We start from the raw sequence: 16678 nt of genomic DNA, 5'->3' as shown, positions 1-16678 counted from the left end.
TCGAAGGATGCTTCAGCGACTTCCGCCCCTCCTGGAGCATCCTTCGGGACGGCCGCTACGCGGCCTCCTCAGGATGAGGGCTGATGAGGTTGCTGGAACGTCAGACGATGCCGCCGCCGGTCAGCGGTATCGATTGCTGCAGCTTCACCGTGCCATCGAGATCGAAGCAGCGCCGCTCGAGCGTGATCGCCGGCGCCTCCGCCGTGCCCTCGATCTTCAGCAGGTGCCAGGACGCCATCTCCCCATGGCCGCGTGGTCCGATCGAGGCCGAGGGCACGCCGACGATCGGCACGTCGCGGCCGGCGCCTGGCCGCCAGGCCAGCGAGAAGCGATGATTATGGCCGTGCAGGACGAGATCGGCACCGACGCGGGCGAGCAATGCCTCGAAGGCCGGCGCGTCGAGCAGTTCGCGGGTGCGCCGGGCGCCGCCGACATAGGGCGGATGATGGATCAGGATGACGCGGATCAGCCCCTCGGCGTTGGCCTGCGCCAGGAGCTTTTCGGCCATGACGATCTGCGCCGGACCGATCCGCCCGGTCGCCATCAGCGGCAGCGTCGGGATGCCCGAATTCATGCCGATCAGCGCGACGGGACCACGTCGGCGATACCAGGGATAGCCGGCGCCGCCGCCGTCGCTGGCGCACCAGGGGCCGAGCTCGCCGGCCAGCGCCTTCAGCGAGGAGCGGGCATAGGCGTCGTGGTTTCCGGGAACGAATGAGACCCTGTCACGGGGGCCGAGCGTGTCGAGGAAGGTCAGCGCCGTCTTGAACTCGTTCGGCAGACCGATATGCGAGACGTCGCCGGTACAGGCGATATGGTCGGGCTTCTGCGCCAGGATATCGGCGACGATCAGCCCGAGGATCTCCATGTCATGAGCATGGCGACGCTTGCGCCGCCAGTTGACATAGCCGGTCGCGCGCTTGCCGATCAGCTCCCGCAGGGAGAACCGGGCGAGCGGCCCGAGATGCGGGTCCGACAGATGCGCAAGCGTGAACACACCTTGCGCTTGCCCTCAGCAGGCAGGCGCAGTCAAGCAAAGACGGAAGATCGGACCAATGTGACGCAGGGTCCAGGGCCGTCTCAGTTGAACGAGTCGGTCAGTTCCGAGACGATGCGCGGATCGGTCAGGGTCAGCGCCGGCTTCCAGACGAAGGCGGGCTTGGCCTGAAACCAGGAGGTGATGAAGGCGAGAAGCATGACAAATTCCCCAGCGGTAGGTGAGGCCTTATCCGCCTGATTTAAGGCGCGTTTGTGTTGGTACGAGAGGGCAAATATGGGGTCCGATATGCGCCTATTGCATAGACATTTCGCCGCACAGCGAAAAATGCCGACCAGATGAGCAATTCCCTTCCACCGCAACCGACGCGGCGCGCGCCGATCGACTATGTCCCAAAGCCGCTGCGGGGCGTGTTCGGCCGACTCCTCCATCTTTATTTCCGGATGAGCCGTGGCCTGACACTGGGCGTGCGCGCCGCCGTCATGAACGAGGCGGGCGAGGTCCTTCTGGTGCGCCACACCTACACCCCCGGCTGGCATCTGCCTGGCGGCGGCGTCGAGCCGGGCGAGACCGTCTTCGCAGCGATCGGCAAGGAATTGCGCGAGGAGGCCAATGTCGCGCTGACCGGCCCCGCCATACTGCACGGCCTTTTTCTGAGTTACGAAGGGGCGCGTCGCGACCATGTCGCGGTCTTCATCATCCGCGACTTCACCCGGACCGCGCCGAAAAGCTCCGATCTGGAGATCGCCGAAATCGGCTTCTTCGCGCTTTCAGCCTTGCCGGAGACGACGACGGCCGGTACGCGCCGCCGCCTCGCCGAGATCACCGAGGGCGCTCCGATCGACAGCCGCTGGTGAGGCCTATCTCAGCCCCGGCAGCATGCGCCGCAGCACGCCGTCCTTGCGAATGAAATGGTGAGAGAGCGCCGCGACGATGTGCCCGCAGATGGCGAGCGCGAGCAGGATCGCCAGCCAGCCATGCAGGGCGAGCACGCGCTTCGCCGCCTCCTCGTTCGGAGCGGCCAGCGCCGGCAGGTTGAACAGGTCGAAGATCGTCAGGGCGGGATACAGCGAGACGCCGATCCAGCCGAGCAACGGCACGACCAGCAGCAGCCCATAGAGTGCCCAATGGACGAGATGGGAGGCGGCCTTGTGCCACCAGGCCAGCGTCGGCTCGTCCGGTGGCCAGCCGTGCAGGAGCCGATAGGCCAGCCGTCCCGCCGTCAGCCAGAGCACGAGGAAGCCGAGCAGCTTATGCGCGGAATAGAGCGCGTTGGTCAGCCCGTCCCAGATATCGAGCGCGTTGCCGCGATAGGTCATGCCGAGGCCAAGCGGGATCATGATGAAGACGGCCGCCACCGTGATCCAATGGAACCGCCGCGCCGCGGGGCTGTAGACGGCGGCACGACCTGCCACCCCGCTCATGGGGTCATGTGCCCTGATCATTTCGCATCCGTCCCTCGAGACCCCAGATCAGGGCCTGGCACCGCCATTCATCTCGTGTTCAATGTCCCGTTCTTATACGCCAGATTGCGGCCAACCGGATCGCAGTCGAAAGCCGCCTGAAATCCGGTCGGGCTCACGAATTTGGGAACCACACACCACCGTACACGTTGTAGCAACGCCGTATTGCGCCGGATGGCATCCGTCCCGCCCAGACGAGCGTATAAGACCATCTCCTCCGCCGCCAGCCGGCGCAATCTGACGGACGCAGCCATGCCTAAGTCGCGTACGCTTTTCGGCCGTCCCGGCGAGACCGAGATCATCGCAGTCGACCGGGCCCTCGCCGAATTCCGGGCCGGCCGTCCCGTCCTCCTGCGCGACGGCGAGAACCTCGCTTTGGCACTCTCGGCCGAGCTCGCCGATGCCGACATCGCCGGCCGGCTCGACACGCTTGCCGAAGGTAACGCCAGGTTGGTGCTGAGCGCCGCGCGCCTGCGCCGCCTCGGCGCGAAGGGACGCAGTGAAACCGGCGTCCTCGCCATGCCCGCGATCGACATCGCCCGTGTCGAGACCCTCGCCCTCAAGATCGATGCGCGCGTCGATGCGCCGGTCGGCCCCGCCAACGCGCTCGACGCCGCAGCGCTCGAGCTCGCCGGTCTCGCGCTGGTGCTGCCCGCCATCATCCTGGTACCGGTCGCCGCGGCGCAGATCGCCGGGGAACCCCTGGTCGAGGTCGCCATCGCCGCCATCAACGGCTATCGCGCTGCCCAGGTCGCAACGCTCGCCATCGTCGGCCGTGCGCCGGTTCCGCTGGAAGGCGCCCCCGATACCGAATTCGTGGTCTTCCGTGGTGGCGAGGGCTTGCGCGATCAGGTCGCGATCATCGTCGGCAAGCCGGACCTCTCGGCCGCCGTGCCGGTGCGCCTGCACTCCGCCTGCCTGACCGGCGACCTGTTCGGCTCGCTGAAATGCGATTGCGGCGACCAGCTGCGCGAGACCGTCGAGTGGATGGCGCAGAACGAGGGCGGCATCCTGCTCTATCTCGACCAGGAAGGCCGCGGCAACGGCATCTCCAACAAGATGCGTGCCTACAAGCTGCAGAGCCAGGGCTGGGACACCTACGACGCCGACGAGGTCCTCGGCTTCGATCTCGACCAGCGCCATTTCGACTTCGCAGCGGAGATGCTGAAGCAGCTAGGCGTCAGCAGCGTCACGGCACTGACCAACAACCCGCTCAAGGTCGGCGCGATCAAGGCTGCCGGGCTCGAGGTCGCCGCGACCCAGCGCGTGCTCGGCCGCCCGAATATCCACAATGTCCGCTATCTCGCCTCGAAGCGCGACCGCGCCGGCCATTTCATCGACATGGACGCGCTGATGGCGCGTGCCGCCCCGAAGGATTGACCTCGCTCCAGGCAGCGAACCCGCGCCGGGCATTGATCCGGTGCGGAGCCTGGGGCAGGAAGCCGCCATGTCCGAACAGAAGCGGTCCGAGCAGAAGCTGTCCGAGCAAGAGCGGTCCGATCTCGCGGCGGTGAGCCCGCCCTGGCCTGTCGCCAAGGTCTTCCTGATCGTCTGCGCCGCCTGGCTCGCTTTGTCCTGGCCCTGGCTGTCGGGCGTCGTCACCGTGCCCTGGGACGCCAAGGCGCATTTTCACCCGCAGCTCCAGTTCCTCGCCAGCGCCCTGCACAAGGGGCTGTCGCCGTTCTGGACGCCCTTCGTCTTCGCCGGCTCGCCGCAGGTCGCCGATCCGCAGTCACTGATCTTCTCGCCGCCTTTCGCGCTGATCGCGCTGATCAATCCGGCGCCGGATTTCCGCTGGAGCGACGGCGCGCTGCTCGGCTCGCTGCTGGTCAGCGCGCTCTGCCTCGTCCTCGTCTTCCGCGACCGCAACTGGCATCCGGGCGGTGCCGTGGTCTGCGCCCTCGCCTTCGCCTTCGGGGCTTCGGCCGCCTGGCGCATCCAGCATGTCGGGCAGGTGCTGAGCCTGGCCTATTTCGCCGTCACGCTGCTGCTGCTCTCGCGGGCGCTGGAGCGCGGTTCATGGACCTATGGCTTCCTCGCAGGGATCGTCGCCGGCTTCATGGTGCTCGGGCGCGACCAGGTCGCGCTGATCGGCGTCTATGTCCTCGCAGGGCTCGTCATCGCCGCGATCGCCATGGCGAAGCAGCCGCTGCGCGCCCTCAAGGGCAGCTTGATACCGCTGTCACTCGGCGTGCTCGGCGCGGTTCTGGTCGCCGCCGTACCGATCCTGCTCACCGCCTTCCTGGCCCAGGAATCCAACCGGCCGATGATCGACCTCGCCGGAGCCGGCAAGGGCTCGTTGCATCCGGCCTCACTGCTCACCGGGCTGATCGCCAATCTCTATGGCGCCGCCGGCCCGCTGGAGAATTTCTGGGGCCCGCCGAGCCCGGCCTGGGAGGCCCGCTTCGGCCCGGTCGATCTCTACCTCGCCCGCAATATGAGCGTGCTCTATCTCGGCCTGCTGCCTTTGCTGATGATCATTGGTGTGGGGGTGGTGCGCGGCGGCCTCTGGCGGCGCGAGATCATCGCCCTCAGCGTCGCCGCCATTCTGGTGCTGGTCTACGCACTCGGCCGCTATACGCCGGGCTTCCAGGTGATGTTCGCGGCGCTACCCGGCATCGACCTCTATCGCCGGCCGGCCGACGCGCTCTTCATCCTCGGCGCGCTCTTCGCCATCCTCGGCGGCTACTTCATCCATCTCGTCCTGACCGACACCGCCCCGCGCCCCCGGCGCTGGCAGATCGCGCTGGAAGCCGCCCTGCTCGGCGCCGCCTTCGGCCTCGCCATCTGGCTCGCCTGGACGACGGGCCGGCTCGCTGTCGCCGCATTGCCGCTGATCACGGCCTCGCTCTGCCTTCTGCTGGTCGCCGGCGCTCTCGTCGCCGCGCGCGGCCTTGCTCTGCAGGGGGCCGGCATGGCCGCGACGCTGATCCTCGCCATGACCATGACCATCGATCTCTCGGTCAACAACGGCCCAAGCGAGTCGACCGCCCTGCCCACCTCCCGCTACGAGGTCCTGCGCGCCGACAGCACGAACGAGACCATAGCCCTGCTCAAGCGCGAGACCGCGCGCACTGCCGGTCCCGACCGGCGCGACCGCATCGAGCTCGCCGGCATCGACTTCCACTGGCCCAATGCCAGCCTGGTCCACGGGCTGGACAATACGCTCGGCTACAATCCCCTGCGGCTGGGCCTCTACAGCGCGGCCACCGGCGCCGGCGACCATGTCGCGCTACCCGACCAGCGGACCTTCTCGGCGCTGATGCCGTCCTACCGCTCGCTGCTCGCCGACATGCTCGGCCTGCGCTTCATCGCCACCGGCGTGCCGGTCGGTGAGATCGACAAGGCACTGAAGCCCGGCGACCTCATCCAGATCGCCCGGACCGCCGACGCCTTCATCTACGAGAATCCGCGGGCCCTGCCGCGCGTCCTGCTCGTCACGAGTGCGCAGCAGGCCGATTTCGACGCCATCCTGAAAAGCGGGCAATGGCCGGCGGGCTTCGATCCGCGGCGTACCGTGCTGCTCGACAAGGCACCGCCGAAGCTGCCGGGCGGGCCCGCCGGGCCGGGAACGGTGAGCATTCGCGACTACGGCACCACCGACGTCACGCTGGAGGCAGAGGCGCCCGCAGGCGGCTTCGTCGTCCTCAACGATGTCTGGCAGCCCTGGTGGCAGGTCGAGGTCGACGGCAAGCCGGCCGAGCTGCTGCGTGCCAATGTGATCTTCCGCGCCGTGCAGGTGCCGCCGGGCCGCTCGACGATCCGCTTCACCTTCCGGCCGTTCGAAGGCCTCTTCCAGGCGATCGGCGAGCGGATCCGCAAGGCGAACCCGCCGCCGGTGTGAGCCTCAGGCCAGCGCTGCGATCGCGGCGACCGGGAGCGGTGCATGCGTCGCCAGCACCTTGGCGAGCCCCGCAGGATCGACCGCGCCATCGCGGATCGTCTCGTCGCGATGGATGCCGCCGGCGATGAACAGGCTGTCGAAGCCCATCAGGCGCGCGCCGGCGAGGTCGGTGCGCACGGCATCACCGATCACCAGCACCTTGCCGGCGTCGACGTCGCGACCGCCGCGCGCATCGCGCGCTGCCGCCAGAGCGAGGTCATAGGCCGGCCGATGCGGCTTGCCGGCCCAGGCGACCCGGCCGCCGAGCTCCTCGTAGATCGTCGCCAGCGCACCGGCGCAAGGCAGGAGATCATGGCCGACATGGACGACGAGATCGGGATTACCGCAGATGAAGGGCAGCCCCCGCGCCGCAAAGCGCGCGAGCTGCGGCCGGTACTGCTCGGGCTGCTCGGTGCGGTAGTCGTTGAGCTCGGTCGCGACGACGAATTCGGCCTCGTCCTCGTCGACGAGTTCGACATCGAAGCCCTCGAACACCGCCCGGTCCTCCTGCCAGCCGATATGATAGGCCTTGCGCATATGGCTCGCCCCGATCAGCGCCCGCGTCACGTCGCCGGAGGTGACGAGACGGTCCCAGGCGGTGCGAGGCACGCGCTTGTCGTCGAGCACGTCGGCGATCTGCGCCGACGGCCCCGGCGCATTCGAGAGCAGGACGACCACGCCGCCCGCCTCGCGGTAACGCGTCAGGGTCTCGCAGGCCGGCGGCAGCGCCAGCACGCCGTCATGAACGACGCCCCAGACGTCGCTGATCAGCACTTCGTAGCGGGCGAGAAGCTCACCCGCTTGCGTCAGGATCGGAATAGTCATGCCTTGAGAGCTGCCTCTGCTGCGATCCGCGCCTCGACCTCGGCCCGGCGCGGCAGGGGGGCTACCGCACCATAGCCCTGGGTGGAGAGCGCCGCCGCGACATTCGCGTAGGCGCCGGCGACGAAAGCATCGCCGGTACGGATGTATTCGGCGAGGAAGGCGCCGTCATAGCAGTCGCCGGCCCCGGTCGCGTCGACCGCCTCGACCTTGATCGGCACGAAGCGCTGGCGCCGCTCGGGCGTCGCGACCAGCGAGCCTTCATGGCCGAGGGTCAGCGCCACGACCTTGGCACCGAGCTTCAGATAGAAGTCGACGATCGCGTCGGGCTCTTCGAGGCCGGTCAGGAGCTTGGCGTCGCCGTCGCCCGGCAGGACGATGTCGGCCATCTGGCAGGCGGTATGGACGATCGCCCGGGCGCGGGTCAGCGGCCAGAGCTTGAGGCGCAGATTGGTGTCGTAGGCGGTCAGCACGCGGTTCTGGCGCGCCAGCTCGAAAGCCTCGAACACCGCATCGCAGGCGCTGGCCGAGATCGCCTGGCTGATGCCGGAGGCCTGGACCACCTTGGCCGAAGCGATCAGCTCCCGCGGCAGATCGGCCGGGCCGTAGAGGCTCGCGGCCGAACCGGCCCGCAGATAGGAGAAGACGTGCCCCTGCTCGCCATGCGCGACGAAATAGAGCCCGGTCGGCGCCGTCGCATGGGTCGAGACATGCTTGTCGTCGATGCCTTCCTGCGCCCAGGCCGTCCGGAGCGCGCGCCCGGGCTCGTCATTGCCGAGCGCCCCGGCATAGGCGACGCTGGCGCCCTGCCGCGCCGCCGCGATGGCGCAATTTGAGGTGTCGCCTCCCAGGCCGAAGCGGTACGCGCCTGCCTCGCCGCGCGTCGCGTTGAACTCGCCCAGGGGCTCGCCGATACAAACGATATCCGTCATCATCCCTACCGATAGAGCCGCACAAAGAGGCTGCGCCCAAGCGAAGACGCGTCGTCTCCCTAGAGCATCCGGCCGAAAAGTGGAAACCGGTTTTCCGCTCTCCCGCCGACCAGGTCATGACGCAAGGTAACCAATCGCACAGCACTTCTGCCGTAAGCAGAGGCGCGGCTCTGCGCGCCACCCCATCCTGTCGCAAGCAGGCGGGTGGCGTCCGCATCCGGCCTGTCAGAATTCCCTCACCAAGCGAGAGAGCCAAACGGCATGAAGACCTGCAGTTGCAAGGCCGCCCATGAGGCGGGGTGCGAGGCGCCCGCGGCGCCGGGACGGCGCAAATTCCTGGCGACGGCGGTCGCCACCGGCGCTGCCGGCGTGATGGCCCTGTCGGCCCGCTCGGCCAACGCCGCCCCGCCCCCGCCCGGCGACAAGAAATTCATGGAGGAGGCCACCCGCCTCGCCATCGAATCGGTCGAGAAGGGCTGGGGCGGCCCGTTCGGCGCGGTGATCGTCAAGGACGGCGAGATCATCGGCCGCGGCCAGAATCGCGTGCTGCTCACCGGCATCCCGGTCTTCCATGCCGAGGTCACCGCGATCATGGACGCCTCGGCACGGCTGAACCCGAAGGCCCTGCTCGGCAGCGACTACGGCGCCGGCACCATCCTCGAAATGATCCCGCGCGAGGCTGGCTCGCCCGATCCGGTTCCCGAGCGCGCCCGCATGCTCAAGGGCTGCAGCATCTACATCAACGGCGCCCCCTGCCCGATGTGCATGAGCGCGATCTACTGGTCGCGCATCGACAATGTCTATTTCGCCGCGAGCCTGAAGGATACGAGCGCGATCGGCTTCGACGACGCCTTCCAGTACGAGGACTTCGCCAAGCCCTGGGCCGACCGGCGCATCAAGGTCGCCGAGAACTTCGAGCGGGAAACCGGTCTGAAGGCCTATGAGGCCTGGATGAACAAGAAGGACCGTCATCCCTACTGAGGCAGGCGCGGCCTACTCCGCCGCCTCGCGGCTTTCGGCCGATGCCAGCAAGGTGTCGGCCAGCCTGACGATCTCCTGGCGCAAGGCGGCCTCGTCCGCCTTGTCACCCGTGCCGCCCTGGCGCCGCAGCGTCGCAAGCTCACGCTTCAGCCCTGCACGATCCGCCCGTGCCTGATCGCGCGCGCCCCGCAGGGTCAGAACCTCGCCATGCAGCGCCTCGATCGTCTCGTCGCGCTCGCGCATGGTCTCGCGCTGCCGCTTTGCCTCCGTTGCCAGCCCCTGCTCGAGTTCGGCCTTGGCGGCCGCCGCGGTTTCCAGCTGCTTCTCCAAGGTCGCGATCCGGGCCAGCGCCTCGGCGAGCTCGACCGATCCCTGCTTCACTGCGGCCTCCTGCCTGACGATCTCGGCTCCGAGCTTGACGGCATTGGCATCGGCCGCCGCATGCGCGGCCTCGGCCTCGACGGCACGGCCGGTGATCGCATCGGCGCGCAGGCGCTCGCTGTCGCGGTCGATCTTCATCGCCGCCAACGCTGTCCGCACCTCGGCCAGCGCCTTCTCGCTCGCAGAGAGCCGGGAGGCAAGCTCGTCGCGCCTGGTTTCCAGCGTCAGGCGCTGCGTGCCAGCCTCGACCAGGGCAACATGCTGGCCGCCATGCGCAATCCGGAGCTCCGCCAGCTCCGCATCGCGCTCCGCCAGGACCGTTTCGAGCCGGCCGTTCGTCTCCCTGCTTTCGGCGAGTTCGTGGCTCCGCGCCGCAAGGTCGGCACCGGTGCCGCCGAGCGCGGTGCGCGTCTCGGCGAGTTGCTGTTCGAGCGCCGCAAGATCATCGACACGCTCCGAAAGCGTCGCCTGCGTGGTCTGATGGCCGGCGCTTTCCCGGGCGAGTTCCTCGCGGGTGAGGCCAAGATCGTGCCGGGTCTGCGTCAGGTCCGCTTCGAGGCCTTCGATGCGCTTCCCATGCTCGGAAAGATCGCTCTCCAGCCGGCTGATCGCCATGTCGCGCCGTCCGATCTCGCTCATCGCGCCGGCCTTGGCGGCAAAGCCGCTCTCGGCCCGCTGCTCGAGCGCCCGCTCGCGCATGGCGAGTTCGGCCCGCAAATGGTCGCGGTCGGCAGCGATCTCCGCCAGCGACAGCGGAAAGGCGGCTTCGGCCCGCCGGCGCGCCAGCCGATCGGCCCGCCGCGCCAAAGCCGGCAGCGCCGCGAGCGCAAGCAGACTGGCAGCCAGGAAGCCGAGCGCAACGAGCATGACGGCTTCGATCAAGGCTGGCAGCTCCATTCTAGACTACGCCCGAAACATCAGCTTGCCATGATCGAAAGCACAATTCCAGTAACGGCAGCTCGATTGCTCAGAACGGGTTCCAGGTGGCCTCCGGCGTAAACTTCAGATAGCCGAGGTTGACGCCGAGCCGCGCGCCGACGCCTGAGCGGATCGGCACCAGCGTGACGCCCTCCGCAGCCATCGCCGTGAAGCCGAAACCGCCGACGAAATAGACCGAGCCGTCGACCCCGACGAAGCGCTGGTAGAGCGCGTTGACCTTGGGCAGGTTGTAGACCAGCATCATCGTGCGCGCGCCCTCGCCGCCGAAATCGAAGCCGACCGACGGCCCCTGCCAGAAAACCTTGCGGTCGCCGGCATTGCGGGTGAACAGCGTGCCTTCGCCATAGCGAAGGCCGCCGACGAAGGCGCCGGACGCCTCCTGGCCAAGCACATAGCCATTGGGCTCGCCCCAGCGGCGCACCGCCTCCTCGACGGTGAGCGCGAAACCGCGCGAGACATTGCCGAAGAACTGGTGGCCGGAGGTGACCAGCTCGTTCTGCGAGAAGGAATTCTGCTGAGCGGCGGCGGGAGTACCGGCGGCACTGGCGGCGCTGGCCGCGAACAGAAGCGCGGCAGCCAGCAGGTTGCGGCGGGTTTGGTTCATCACATCGTCTCCAGGCCGGCTCCGGCGCCAGGCATTCGGCCTTCGATCCGGGCGGCGGCGGCGCAAAAGCGCGCCAATACGCGTCGATTCACGCGATTACGGTAACTGCTTGGATACCCTGCATATGTATCCAAGCAGTGAACAACCGCCCGCCTGCCGCGCGCGACGACGCATTTCCGAGGATTTTCCGGCAATGAAGGCCGCAGCAAGGCAAAATCGGCGCATCTTCGCCCTGATCGGCGCCGTGCTCGCGCTGTCTGCAGGCGCGGCCCGCGGGCAGGAGCAGGCCTCGTCCCTGCCGGTTGGCTTGCCGGATCTGCCCGGCCTTGGCGAAACCATGATGCGCGGAACACATTCGCCCATCGCGCTCGCCGGTTTCGACCCTGTCGCCTACCATCTCGGCGGCGGGCCGATACCGGGATTGCCGGAGCACGAGGTGACCCATGCCGGGGCCGTGTGGCGCTTCGCCAGCGCCGCCAATCGCGACGCCTTCCTCGACGCTCCCGCGCTCTATGAGCCGCGCTTCGCCGGCTTCGACGCCAGTGCGGTCGCCGATGGCTTCGTCGCCGATGCCGACCCGCGGCGCCACGCGCTCATCGGCAACGAGCTGTTCTTCTTCCACTCCGAGGAGAGTCGCCGCCGCTTCCTGGTCGATGCAGGCCTGCGGGAGAAGGCGCGGAGCAATTGGCCCACCGTGGCGCGCCAGATCGCGCGCTGAGCCTCAGGCCGGAGGACTGCAGAGGGCCTGCGCAATGGCGCGGGCTGCGAGATCCTCGCTGCCAGCGGCGACGAAGGGCGGATTGCGGAAGGCGCGCTCGCTGCAGCCATAAGCCGTCACCGCACCGGTAAGCGTACGCACCACCCCGCCGGCCGCGTCGAGGATCGCCTCCCCCGCAGCGACATCCCATTCCATGGTTGCGCCGCAGCGGACATGCAGATCGGCCTCGCCGGCGGCGATCAATCCGAACTTCACCGCCGACGACACCGGAGCGCCCTCGCCATCGCCGATCGCTGCTGCGATCCCGGCGCTCACCGCGTCGCCGTGAAAGCGGCTGACCAGCATGCGCGGCCCGGCCGCGGGCTCGGCCCTGACCTTGATCATGATGGGCGCCCCGACCGGCGCCACATCCGGCCCCAGCGCCTGGGCGAAAGCACGTTCGCCACCATACCAGAGCCGGCCGAGACCGGGAGCCGCGATCGCTCCCGCGATCGGCCGCCCGGCACGGATGATGGCGATGCAGACGCAATAGCTGTCGCCGCCCGCCAGAAACTCGCGCGTACCGTCGAGCGGATCGAGCAGGATGAAGACCGGCGCGACCTCGACCTCCCCGACACTCTCCTCGCTGATCACTGGAAAATCTGGCAGCAGCTGCGCCAGCGCCGCCTTCGCCGCCTCGTCGGCAGCCAAATCTGCGGAGCACACCGGCGAGCCGTCCGGCTTGAGCTTGACGTCGCGGGCCGAGCGCTTGGCCAGCAGCACTGCCGCGCTGCGCCGCGCCGCCTCGCCGAGGAGTCCGGCCAGCCTGTCCCGGTCTCTGAGCAGCGGATCGTCGGGAGCAATCGTCATGGTTTCCCAGCCATACCCGCAGCCATACCGGCCGCGCCGCGCGATGAAAGACCACCTAGTCCATTGCCGCAGAAAGGGAAAGCCGGCTCGCCTTCTAGCCGCCATCCGGGGCGGACATGCTGGCCGAAGTTATTCGCCCACGCTCCTTATGCTTAACTCCCTGCAAACCAGACTCGCGCATTCTGCGACACCTATGCCGGCGCCGGTGGCGCTGCCCCCTTATGACCCAGGACCAGATCATGACCGCCATCACGCTCGAGCCGCTCGATCTGGCAGCGCTTCTGTGCAGCCGCGTCTGCCATGACGTGATCAGCCCGGTCGGCGCCATCGTCAACGCGCTCGAGGTGCTCGAGGAAGACGATCCCTCGATGAAGGAGTTCGCGCTCGACCTGATCAAGAAGAGTGCGCGCAACGCCTCGGCCCGCCTGCAATTCGCCCGCCTCGCCTTCGGCGCGGCGGGATCGGCCGGCGCCATGATCGATCTCGGCGATGCCGGCAACGTCGCCAACGGCTTCCTAAACGACGAGAAGCTCTCGCTCGATTGGGAAGCCCCTCGAGCCTTGCTACCGAAGAACCAGGTCAAGCTCGTCCTCAACCTGCTGGTGCTCGCGACGCAGGCGATCCCGCGCGGCGGCAAGATCACCTGCCGCACCACGCTGACCGGCGAACAGGGCACCTTCCGGATCACCGCGACCGGATCTCATGCCCGCATTCCCGCCCATGTCGAGGACCTCATCGCCGGCCGCTCCGAGAGCGGCGCGATCGACGCCCATGCGGTCCAGCCCGTCTACACCGGCATGGTCGCCCGCGCGGCAGGAATGACGATCGCCTTCAGCATCGAAGGCGACACCGTCAGCATCTCCGCCGATCCGGCCTGAGCCGAAAGCCTCGAAGAACCAAAGCGCAAGCGCCCGGAAGCACCAGTTTTCCGGGCGTTCTCAACCGATCATAAACCCTTCGCCCGCACAATCCGGGCGGCATCAGTGGCGTGAGTGAACGGTCCTCGCATGGACGAGTTGCTGCAAGAGTTCCTTAGCGAGACCGGCGAGCATCTCGACACGGTGGATCGCGAGCTCGTCAGATTCGAGCAGGAACCGAACAATACCGACATCCTGCGCAACATCTTCCGGCTGGTTCACACCGTCAAAGGCACCTGCGGCTTCATCGGACTGCCGCGCCTGGAGGCGCTGACCCACGCCGCGGAATCGGTGATGGGGCAGCTCCGCGATGGCGCCTCGGTCTCCTCGACCGCCGTCACGGCGATCCTCGAGACGATCGACCAGATCAAGGAGATCATGGCCGAGCTGACCGAGAAGGGCCAGGAGCCGCCCGGCAACGACGAGCCGCTCATCAGCCAGTTGCGCGCCCTGGCGGCCAAGGCCAAGCAGGAGCTGGCGAGCCGCGAGGGACCCGCTGACCTCGACCCGGTCGCGGCCTATCTCGCCAGATCGGCCGCCGAGAACAGGCCTGCCAGCGACACGAAGTCCGATGATATCGACCTGGTCTTCAGGGCGGCGCCGAGCCCGCTCGACCAGCCGCGCGCGCCCGGCAACGAGGAGGCGACGCGTCCCGTCGGGCCGGCCACGCTGCGCGTCAATGTCGACACGCTCGAGCATCTGATGACCATGGTCTCCGAGCTGGTGCTGACCCGCAACCAATTGCTCGAGATCTCGCGCCAGCAGGAAGATGCCGGGCTGAAGGCGCCGCTGCAGCGCCTCTCCCTGATCACCGCCGAGCTCCAGGACGGCGTGATGAAGACCCGCATGCAGCCGATCGGCAACGCCTGGTCGAAGCTGCCGCGCATCGTGCGCGACCTTTCCACCGACCTCGACAAGAAGATCGAGCTGGTGATGGAGGGCGAAGACACCGAACTCGACCGCCAGATCCTCGACCTGATCAAGGATCCGCTGACTCACATGGTGCGCAACTGCGCCGACCATGCAATCGAGCCGCCGGCCGAACGGCTGGCACTCGGCAAGCCGGAGGCCGGCACGATCCGCGTCTCGGCCTATCACGAGGGCGGCGCGGTCACCATCGCCATCGCCGATGACGGTCGCGGCATGGATGTCGCCCGCATCCGCAACAAGGCGCTGCAGAAAGGGCTGGCCAGCGAGGCCGAGCTCGAGAAGATGAGCGAGGCGCAAATCCTGCGCTTCGTCTTCCACCCCGGTTTCTCCACCGCCGAGGACGTCACCGCGATATCCGGACGCGGCGTCGGCATGGACGTCGTCAAGGTCAATGTCGACGCGATCGGTGGTGTCGTCGACATTGCCAGCACTGCCGGCGCCGGCACGGGAATCACCATCAAGATTCCGCTGACGCTGGCCATCGTCTCGGCGCTGATCGTCGCCTCGGGCGCGCAGCGCTTCGCCATTCCCCAGGTCGTCGTGCGCGAGCTGGTGCGGGTCAAGCCGGGCAGTGAACATCGCATCGAGAGCATCAACGATTCGCCGGTGCTGCGCCTGCGCGACCGGCTGCTGCCGATCATCGCGCTCGCCGGCGTCATGGACCGCAGCACGGCCTCGCTGGGGGATGGCTTCATTGTCGTGACCCAGGTCGGCGAGCGCCAGTTCGGAATCCTCGTCGACTCGGTGTTCCACACCGAGGAAATCGTCGTCAAACCGATGTCCACGAAGCTGCGGCATATTCCGCTCTTCTCCGGCAACACCATCCTCGGCGACGGCGCGGTCGTGCTCATCATCGACCCGAACGGCGTCGCGCGCCTGGTTGGGGCCCTCACCGGCGGCCAGGACGGTGCGCTCCCCGGTACGGCCGGCGACGTCGCCACCGCGGCCGAGCGGACCACCATGCTGGTCTTCCGGGCAGGAACAAACCGGCTCAAGGCCGTGCCGCTCGCACTGGTGACGCGGCTCGAGGAGGTCGATGCCGCACTCTTCGAAAGCGCCGGCGGGCGCTCCCTGCTCAACTACCGCGGCAGGCTGATGCCGATTGTGCCTGTCGAGGGGGTCGAGGTCCGGGCAAGCGGACTGCAGCCGCTGGTGATCTTCTCGGATGGCGATTTCACCATGGCGCTCGCGGTCGATGCCATCGTCGACATCGTCGAGGAGACGCTCGACATCGAGATGATGGCCATGGCCGAGCAAGGTGTCGTCGGCTCGGCGATCATCCGCGGTCGCGCCACCGAGATCCTAGATCTCGCCCATTACCTGCCGAAGGCCAATGCGAACTGGTTGCGCGGCCGGCGCGATGCGCCACTCGCCGACGCACCGCATGTGCTGCTGATCGAGCCTTCCGACTTCCTGCGCGAGATGCTGCTGCCGGTGCTCAAGGCCTCGGGCATGCGGGTCAGCCAGAGCCCCGACATCGCGGTCGCCGCAGGCATCGCCGCCGGCCATGCCGATCTCGCAGCAGTCGTGCTTGATCTGGATCGCGATCCGGCTGCCAGCCTCGCGCTCGCCGCGCGGCTACGCGCCGAGCCGAGACATGCCGGCCTGCGGATCATCGGACTGTCGACCTTGCCGACTCCCGAATTGCATCTCGCGGCGGCGCAGGCCCGTTTCGACGAGGTTGTCACCAAATTCGATCGCCGGGCGTTGATCGCGGAACTGGCCGAGTGCCGGGCACAGAGGCAAGCGGCATGAGCACGGCGATCTCCAGGGACGATACCGACGGATCCGGCTTCGAGGACTCGCTCGACTACGTCACCGTCTTCATCGGTGAGCAACTGCTCGGCCTGCCGATCGGCCGCGTCCAGGACGTCTTCATCGCTACCCGCATCACGCCGGTGCCGCTGGCGCCGCGCGAGATCGTCGGCCTCCTGAACCTGCGTGGCCGCATCGTCACCGCGATCAGCATGCGCGAGCGCATGGGCCAGCCTTCCGTCCCCGCCTCGCCCGACGGCGGCGATTGCGAGCTCGTCTCCGTCGGCATCGACCAGGGCGGCGAGGCCTTCGCGCTCATCGTCGACAAGGTCGGTGAGGTGATGCGCCTCGAACGTTCGACCTTCGAACCCGTACCGATTCACCTCGACCGCAGCTGGGCGGGTCTCGCCAAGGGCGTACACCGGCTCGAAGATCGCTTGTTGGTCGTCCTCGACGTCGATGCCATCCTCAGAATCGAATTGCCGGCCGCCGCTTGAGCAGCTGCGC

At 68.0% G+C, this 16678-nt stretch carries 15 protein-coding genes; 8 read left to right on the top strand and 7 right to left on the bottom strand.

What is annotated here, in order from left to right; genetic code table 11:
* Window positions 1-100: 100 nt before the first annotated feature.
* Window positions 101-997 (bottom strand): metallophosphoesterase, encoded by an 897-nt coding sequence (locus DK26_RS09340; protein WP_066470998.1) that lies wholly within the window; start codon window positions 995-997, stop codon window positions 101-103.
* Between the two features lie 443 nt (window positions 998-1440).
* On the opposite strand from DK26_RS09340, the gene DK26_RS09335 reads away from it, so the two are divergent.
* Window positions 1441-1854 carry an NUDIX domain-containing protein gene (locus tag DK26_RS09335; RefSeq protein ID WP_248309944.1) on the top strand — a complete coding sequence of 138 codons (414 nt, stop codon included), beginning with the start codon at window positions 1441-1443 and terminating at the stop codon, window positions 1852-1854.
* A 3-nt stretch (window positions 1855-1857) separates the two neighbouring features.
* Here the strand turns inward: DK26_RS09335 and DK26_RS09330 are convergent, their stop codons facing one another.
* Window positions 1858-2421 carry a cytochrome b/b6 domain-containing protein gene (locus tag DK26_RS09330; protein ID WP_066470995.1) on the bottom strand — a complete coding sequence of 188 codons (564 nt, stop codon included), beginning with the start codon at window positions 2419-2421 and terminating at the stop codon, window positions 1858-1860.
* Between the two features lie 291 nt (window positions 2422-2712).
* On the opposite strand from DK26_RS09330, the gene ribA reads away from it, so the two are divergent.
* Both ribA and DK26_RS09320 read left to right on the top strand, forming a co-directional pair.
* Entirely contained in the window at window positions 2713-3840 is a 1128-nt protein-coding gene (gene ribA / locus DK26_RS09325) for a GTP cyclohydrolase II RibA (RefSeq protein ID WP_066470992.1), read from the top strand.
* A 67-nt stretch (window positions 3841-3907) separates the two neighbouring features.
* Window positions 3908-6304 (top strand): hypothetical protein, encoded by a 2397-nt coding sequence (locus tag DK26_RS09320; protein ID WP_248309920.1) that lies wholly within the window; start codon window positions 3908-3910, stop codon window positions 6302-6304.
* A 3-nt stretch (window positions 6305-6307) separates the two neighbouring features.
* Here DK26_RS09320 and DK26_RS09315 read toward each other — a convergent pair whose 3' ends face one another.
* Entirely contained in the window at window positions 6308-7168 is an 861-nt protein-coding gene (locus tag DK26_RS09315) for a TIGR01459 family HAD-type hydrolase (RefSeq protein WP_066470989.1), read from the bottom strand.
* On the bottom strand, window positions 7165-8097 hold the full coding sequence (locus tag DK26_RS09310; protein WP_066472529.1) for a sugar kinase: 933 nt from the start codon (window positions 8095-8097) through the stop codon (window positions 7165-7167). Before DK26_RS09310 ends, DK26_RS09315 begins: the two co-directional genes overlap by 4 nt.
* A gap of 261 nt (window positions 8098-8358) precedes the next feature.
* Between DK26_RS09310 and DK26_RS09305 the strand changes: the two genes are divergently transcribed.
* A complete protein-coding gene (locus tag DK26_RS09305) occupies window positions 8359-9078 on the top strand; it encodes a nucleoside deaminase (RefSeq protein ID WP_083533107.1) in 720 nt (239 codons plus the stop codon).
* 12 nt (window positions 9079-9090) lie between these two features.
* Here DK26_RS09305 and DK26_RS09300 read toward each other — a convergent pair whose 3' ends face one another.
* Both DK26_RS09300 and DK26_RS09295 read right to left on the bottom strand, forming a co-directional pair.
* Window positions 9091-10341, bottom strand: coding sequence for a hypothetical protein (locus tag DK26_RS09300; RefSeq protein ID WP_157089599.1), 1251 nt, complete (start codon window positions 10339-10341; stop codon window positions 9091-9093).
* Between the two features lie 85 nt (window positions 10342-10426).
* The gene (locus DK26_RS09295; RefSeq protein WP_066470985.1) at window positions 10427-11002 is read right to left on the bottom strand and encodes a DUF1134 domain-containing protein; all 576 of its coding nucleotides are present in this window, start codon (window positions 11000-11002) and stop codon (window positions 10427-10429) included.
* 193 nt (window positions 11003-11195) lie between these two features.
* Here DK26_RS09295 and DK26_RS09290 point away from each other — a divergent pair, with 193 nt between their 5' ends.
* On the top strand, window positions 11196-11720 hold the full coding sequence (locus tag DK26_RS09290; protein WP_066470982.1) for a YHS domain-containing (seleno)protein: 525 nt from the start codon (window positions 11196-11198) through the stop codon (window positions 11718-11720).
* 3 nt (window positions 11721-11723) lie between these two features.
* Here DK26_RS09290 and DK26_RS09285 read toward each other — a convergent pair whose 3' ends face one another.
* Window positions 11724-12569 (bottom strand): 3'(2'),5'-bisphosphate nucleotidase CysQ, encoded by an 846-nt coding sequence (locus DK26_RS09285; RefSeq protein WP_066470979.1) that lies wholly within the window; start codon window positions 12567-12569, stop codon window positions 11724-11726.
* A gap of 239 nt (window positions 12570-12808) precedes the next feature.
* Between DK26_RS09285 and DK26_RS09280 the strand changes: the two genes are divergently transcribed.
* From DK26_RS09280 to DK26_RS09270, 3 genes are all read left to right on the top strand, one after another.
* A complete protein-coding gene (locus DK26_RS09280; protein ID WP_066472526.1) occupies window positions 12809-13447 on the top strand; it encodes a histidine phosphotransferase ChpT in 639 nt (212 codons plus the stop codon).
* 129 nt (window positions 13448-13576) lie between these two features.
* Entirely contained in the window at window positions 13577-16171 is a 2595-nt protein-coding gene (locus DK26_RS09275) for a chemotaxis protein CheA (protein WP_066470977.1), read from the top strand.
* Window positions 16168-16668, top strand: coding sequence for a chemotaxis protein CheW (locus DK26_RS09270; protein WP_066470974.1), 501 nt, complete (start codon window positions 16168-16170; stop codon window positions 16666-16668). The genes DK26_RS09275 and DK26_RS09270 overlap by 4 nt, the downstream gene beginning before the upstream one ends.
* Window positions 16669-16678: the final 10 nt, after the last annotated feature.

Origin of the sequence: Allobosea sp. WAO (genome assembly GCF_001509835.1) — a bacterium.
Taxonomy (GTDB): domain Bacteria; phylum Pseudomonadota; class Alphaproteobacteria; order Rhizobiales; family Beijerinckiaceae; genus Allobosea.
Note: the sequence above shows the minus strand (reverse complement) of the source record. Positions and strands in the feature narration are given on the sequence as shown.

Excerpts from the sequence above, each read along its gene's own strand:
- DK26_RS09330 (WP_066470995.1), bottom strand. The coding sequence starts at position 2,421 with ATGAGCGGGGTGGCAGGTCGTGCCGCCGTCTACAGCCCCGCGGCGCGG.
- DK26_RS09280 (WP_066472526.1), top strand. The coding sequence starts at position 12,809 with ATGACCGCCATCACGCTCGAGCCGCTCGATCTGGCAGCGCTTCTGTGC.
- DK26_RS09305 (WP_083533107.1), top strand. The coding sequence starts at position 8,359 with ATGAAGACCTGCAGTTGCAAGGCCGCCCATGAGGCGGGGTGCGAGGCG.
- DK26_RS09320 (WP_248309920.1), top strand. The coding sequence starts at position 3,908 with ATGTCCGAACAGAAGCGGTCCGAGCAGAAGCTGTCCGAGCAAGAGCGG.
- DK26_RS09335 (WP_248309944.1), top strand. The coding sequence starts at position 1,441 with ATGAGCCGTGGCCTGACACTGGGCGTGCGCGCCGCCGTCATGAACGAG.
- DK26_RS09295 (WP_066470985.1), bottom strand. The coding sequence starts at position 11,002 with ATGAACCAAACCCGCCGCAACCTGCTGGCTGCCGCGCTTCTGTTCGCG.
- DK26_RS09310 (WP_066472529.1), bottom strand. The coding sequence starts at position 8,097 with ATGACGGATATCGTTTGTATCGGCGAGCCCCTGGGCGAGTTCAACGCG.
- DK26_RS09285 (WP_066470979.1), bottom strand. The coding sequence starts at position 12,569 with ATGACGATTGCTCCCGACGATCCGCTGCTCAGAGACCGGGACAGGCTG.
- DK26_RS09290 (WP_066470982.1), top strand. The coding sequence starts at position 11,196 with ATGAAGGCCGCAGCAAGGCAAAATCGGCGCATCTTCGCCCTGATCGGC.
- DK26_RS09315 (WP_066470989.1), bottom strand. The coding sequence starts at position 7,168 with ATGACTATTCCGATCCTGACGCAAGCGGGTGAGCTTCTCGCCCGCTAC.
- DK26_RS09275 (WP_066470977.1), top strand. The coding sequence starts at position 13,577 with ATGGACGAGTTGCTGCAAGAGTTCCTTAGCGAGACCGGCGAGCATCTC.
- ribA (WP_066470992.1), top strand. The coding sequence starts at position 2,713 with ATGCCTAAGTCGCGTACGCTTTTCGGCCGTCCCGGCGAGACCGAGATC.
- DK26_RS09270 (WP_066470974.1), top strand. The coding sequence starts at position 16,168 with ATGAGCACGGCGATCTCCAGGGACGATACCGACGGATCCGGCTTCGAG.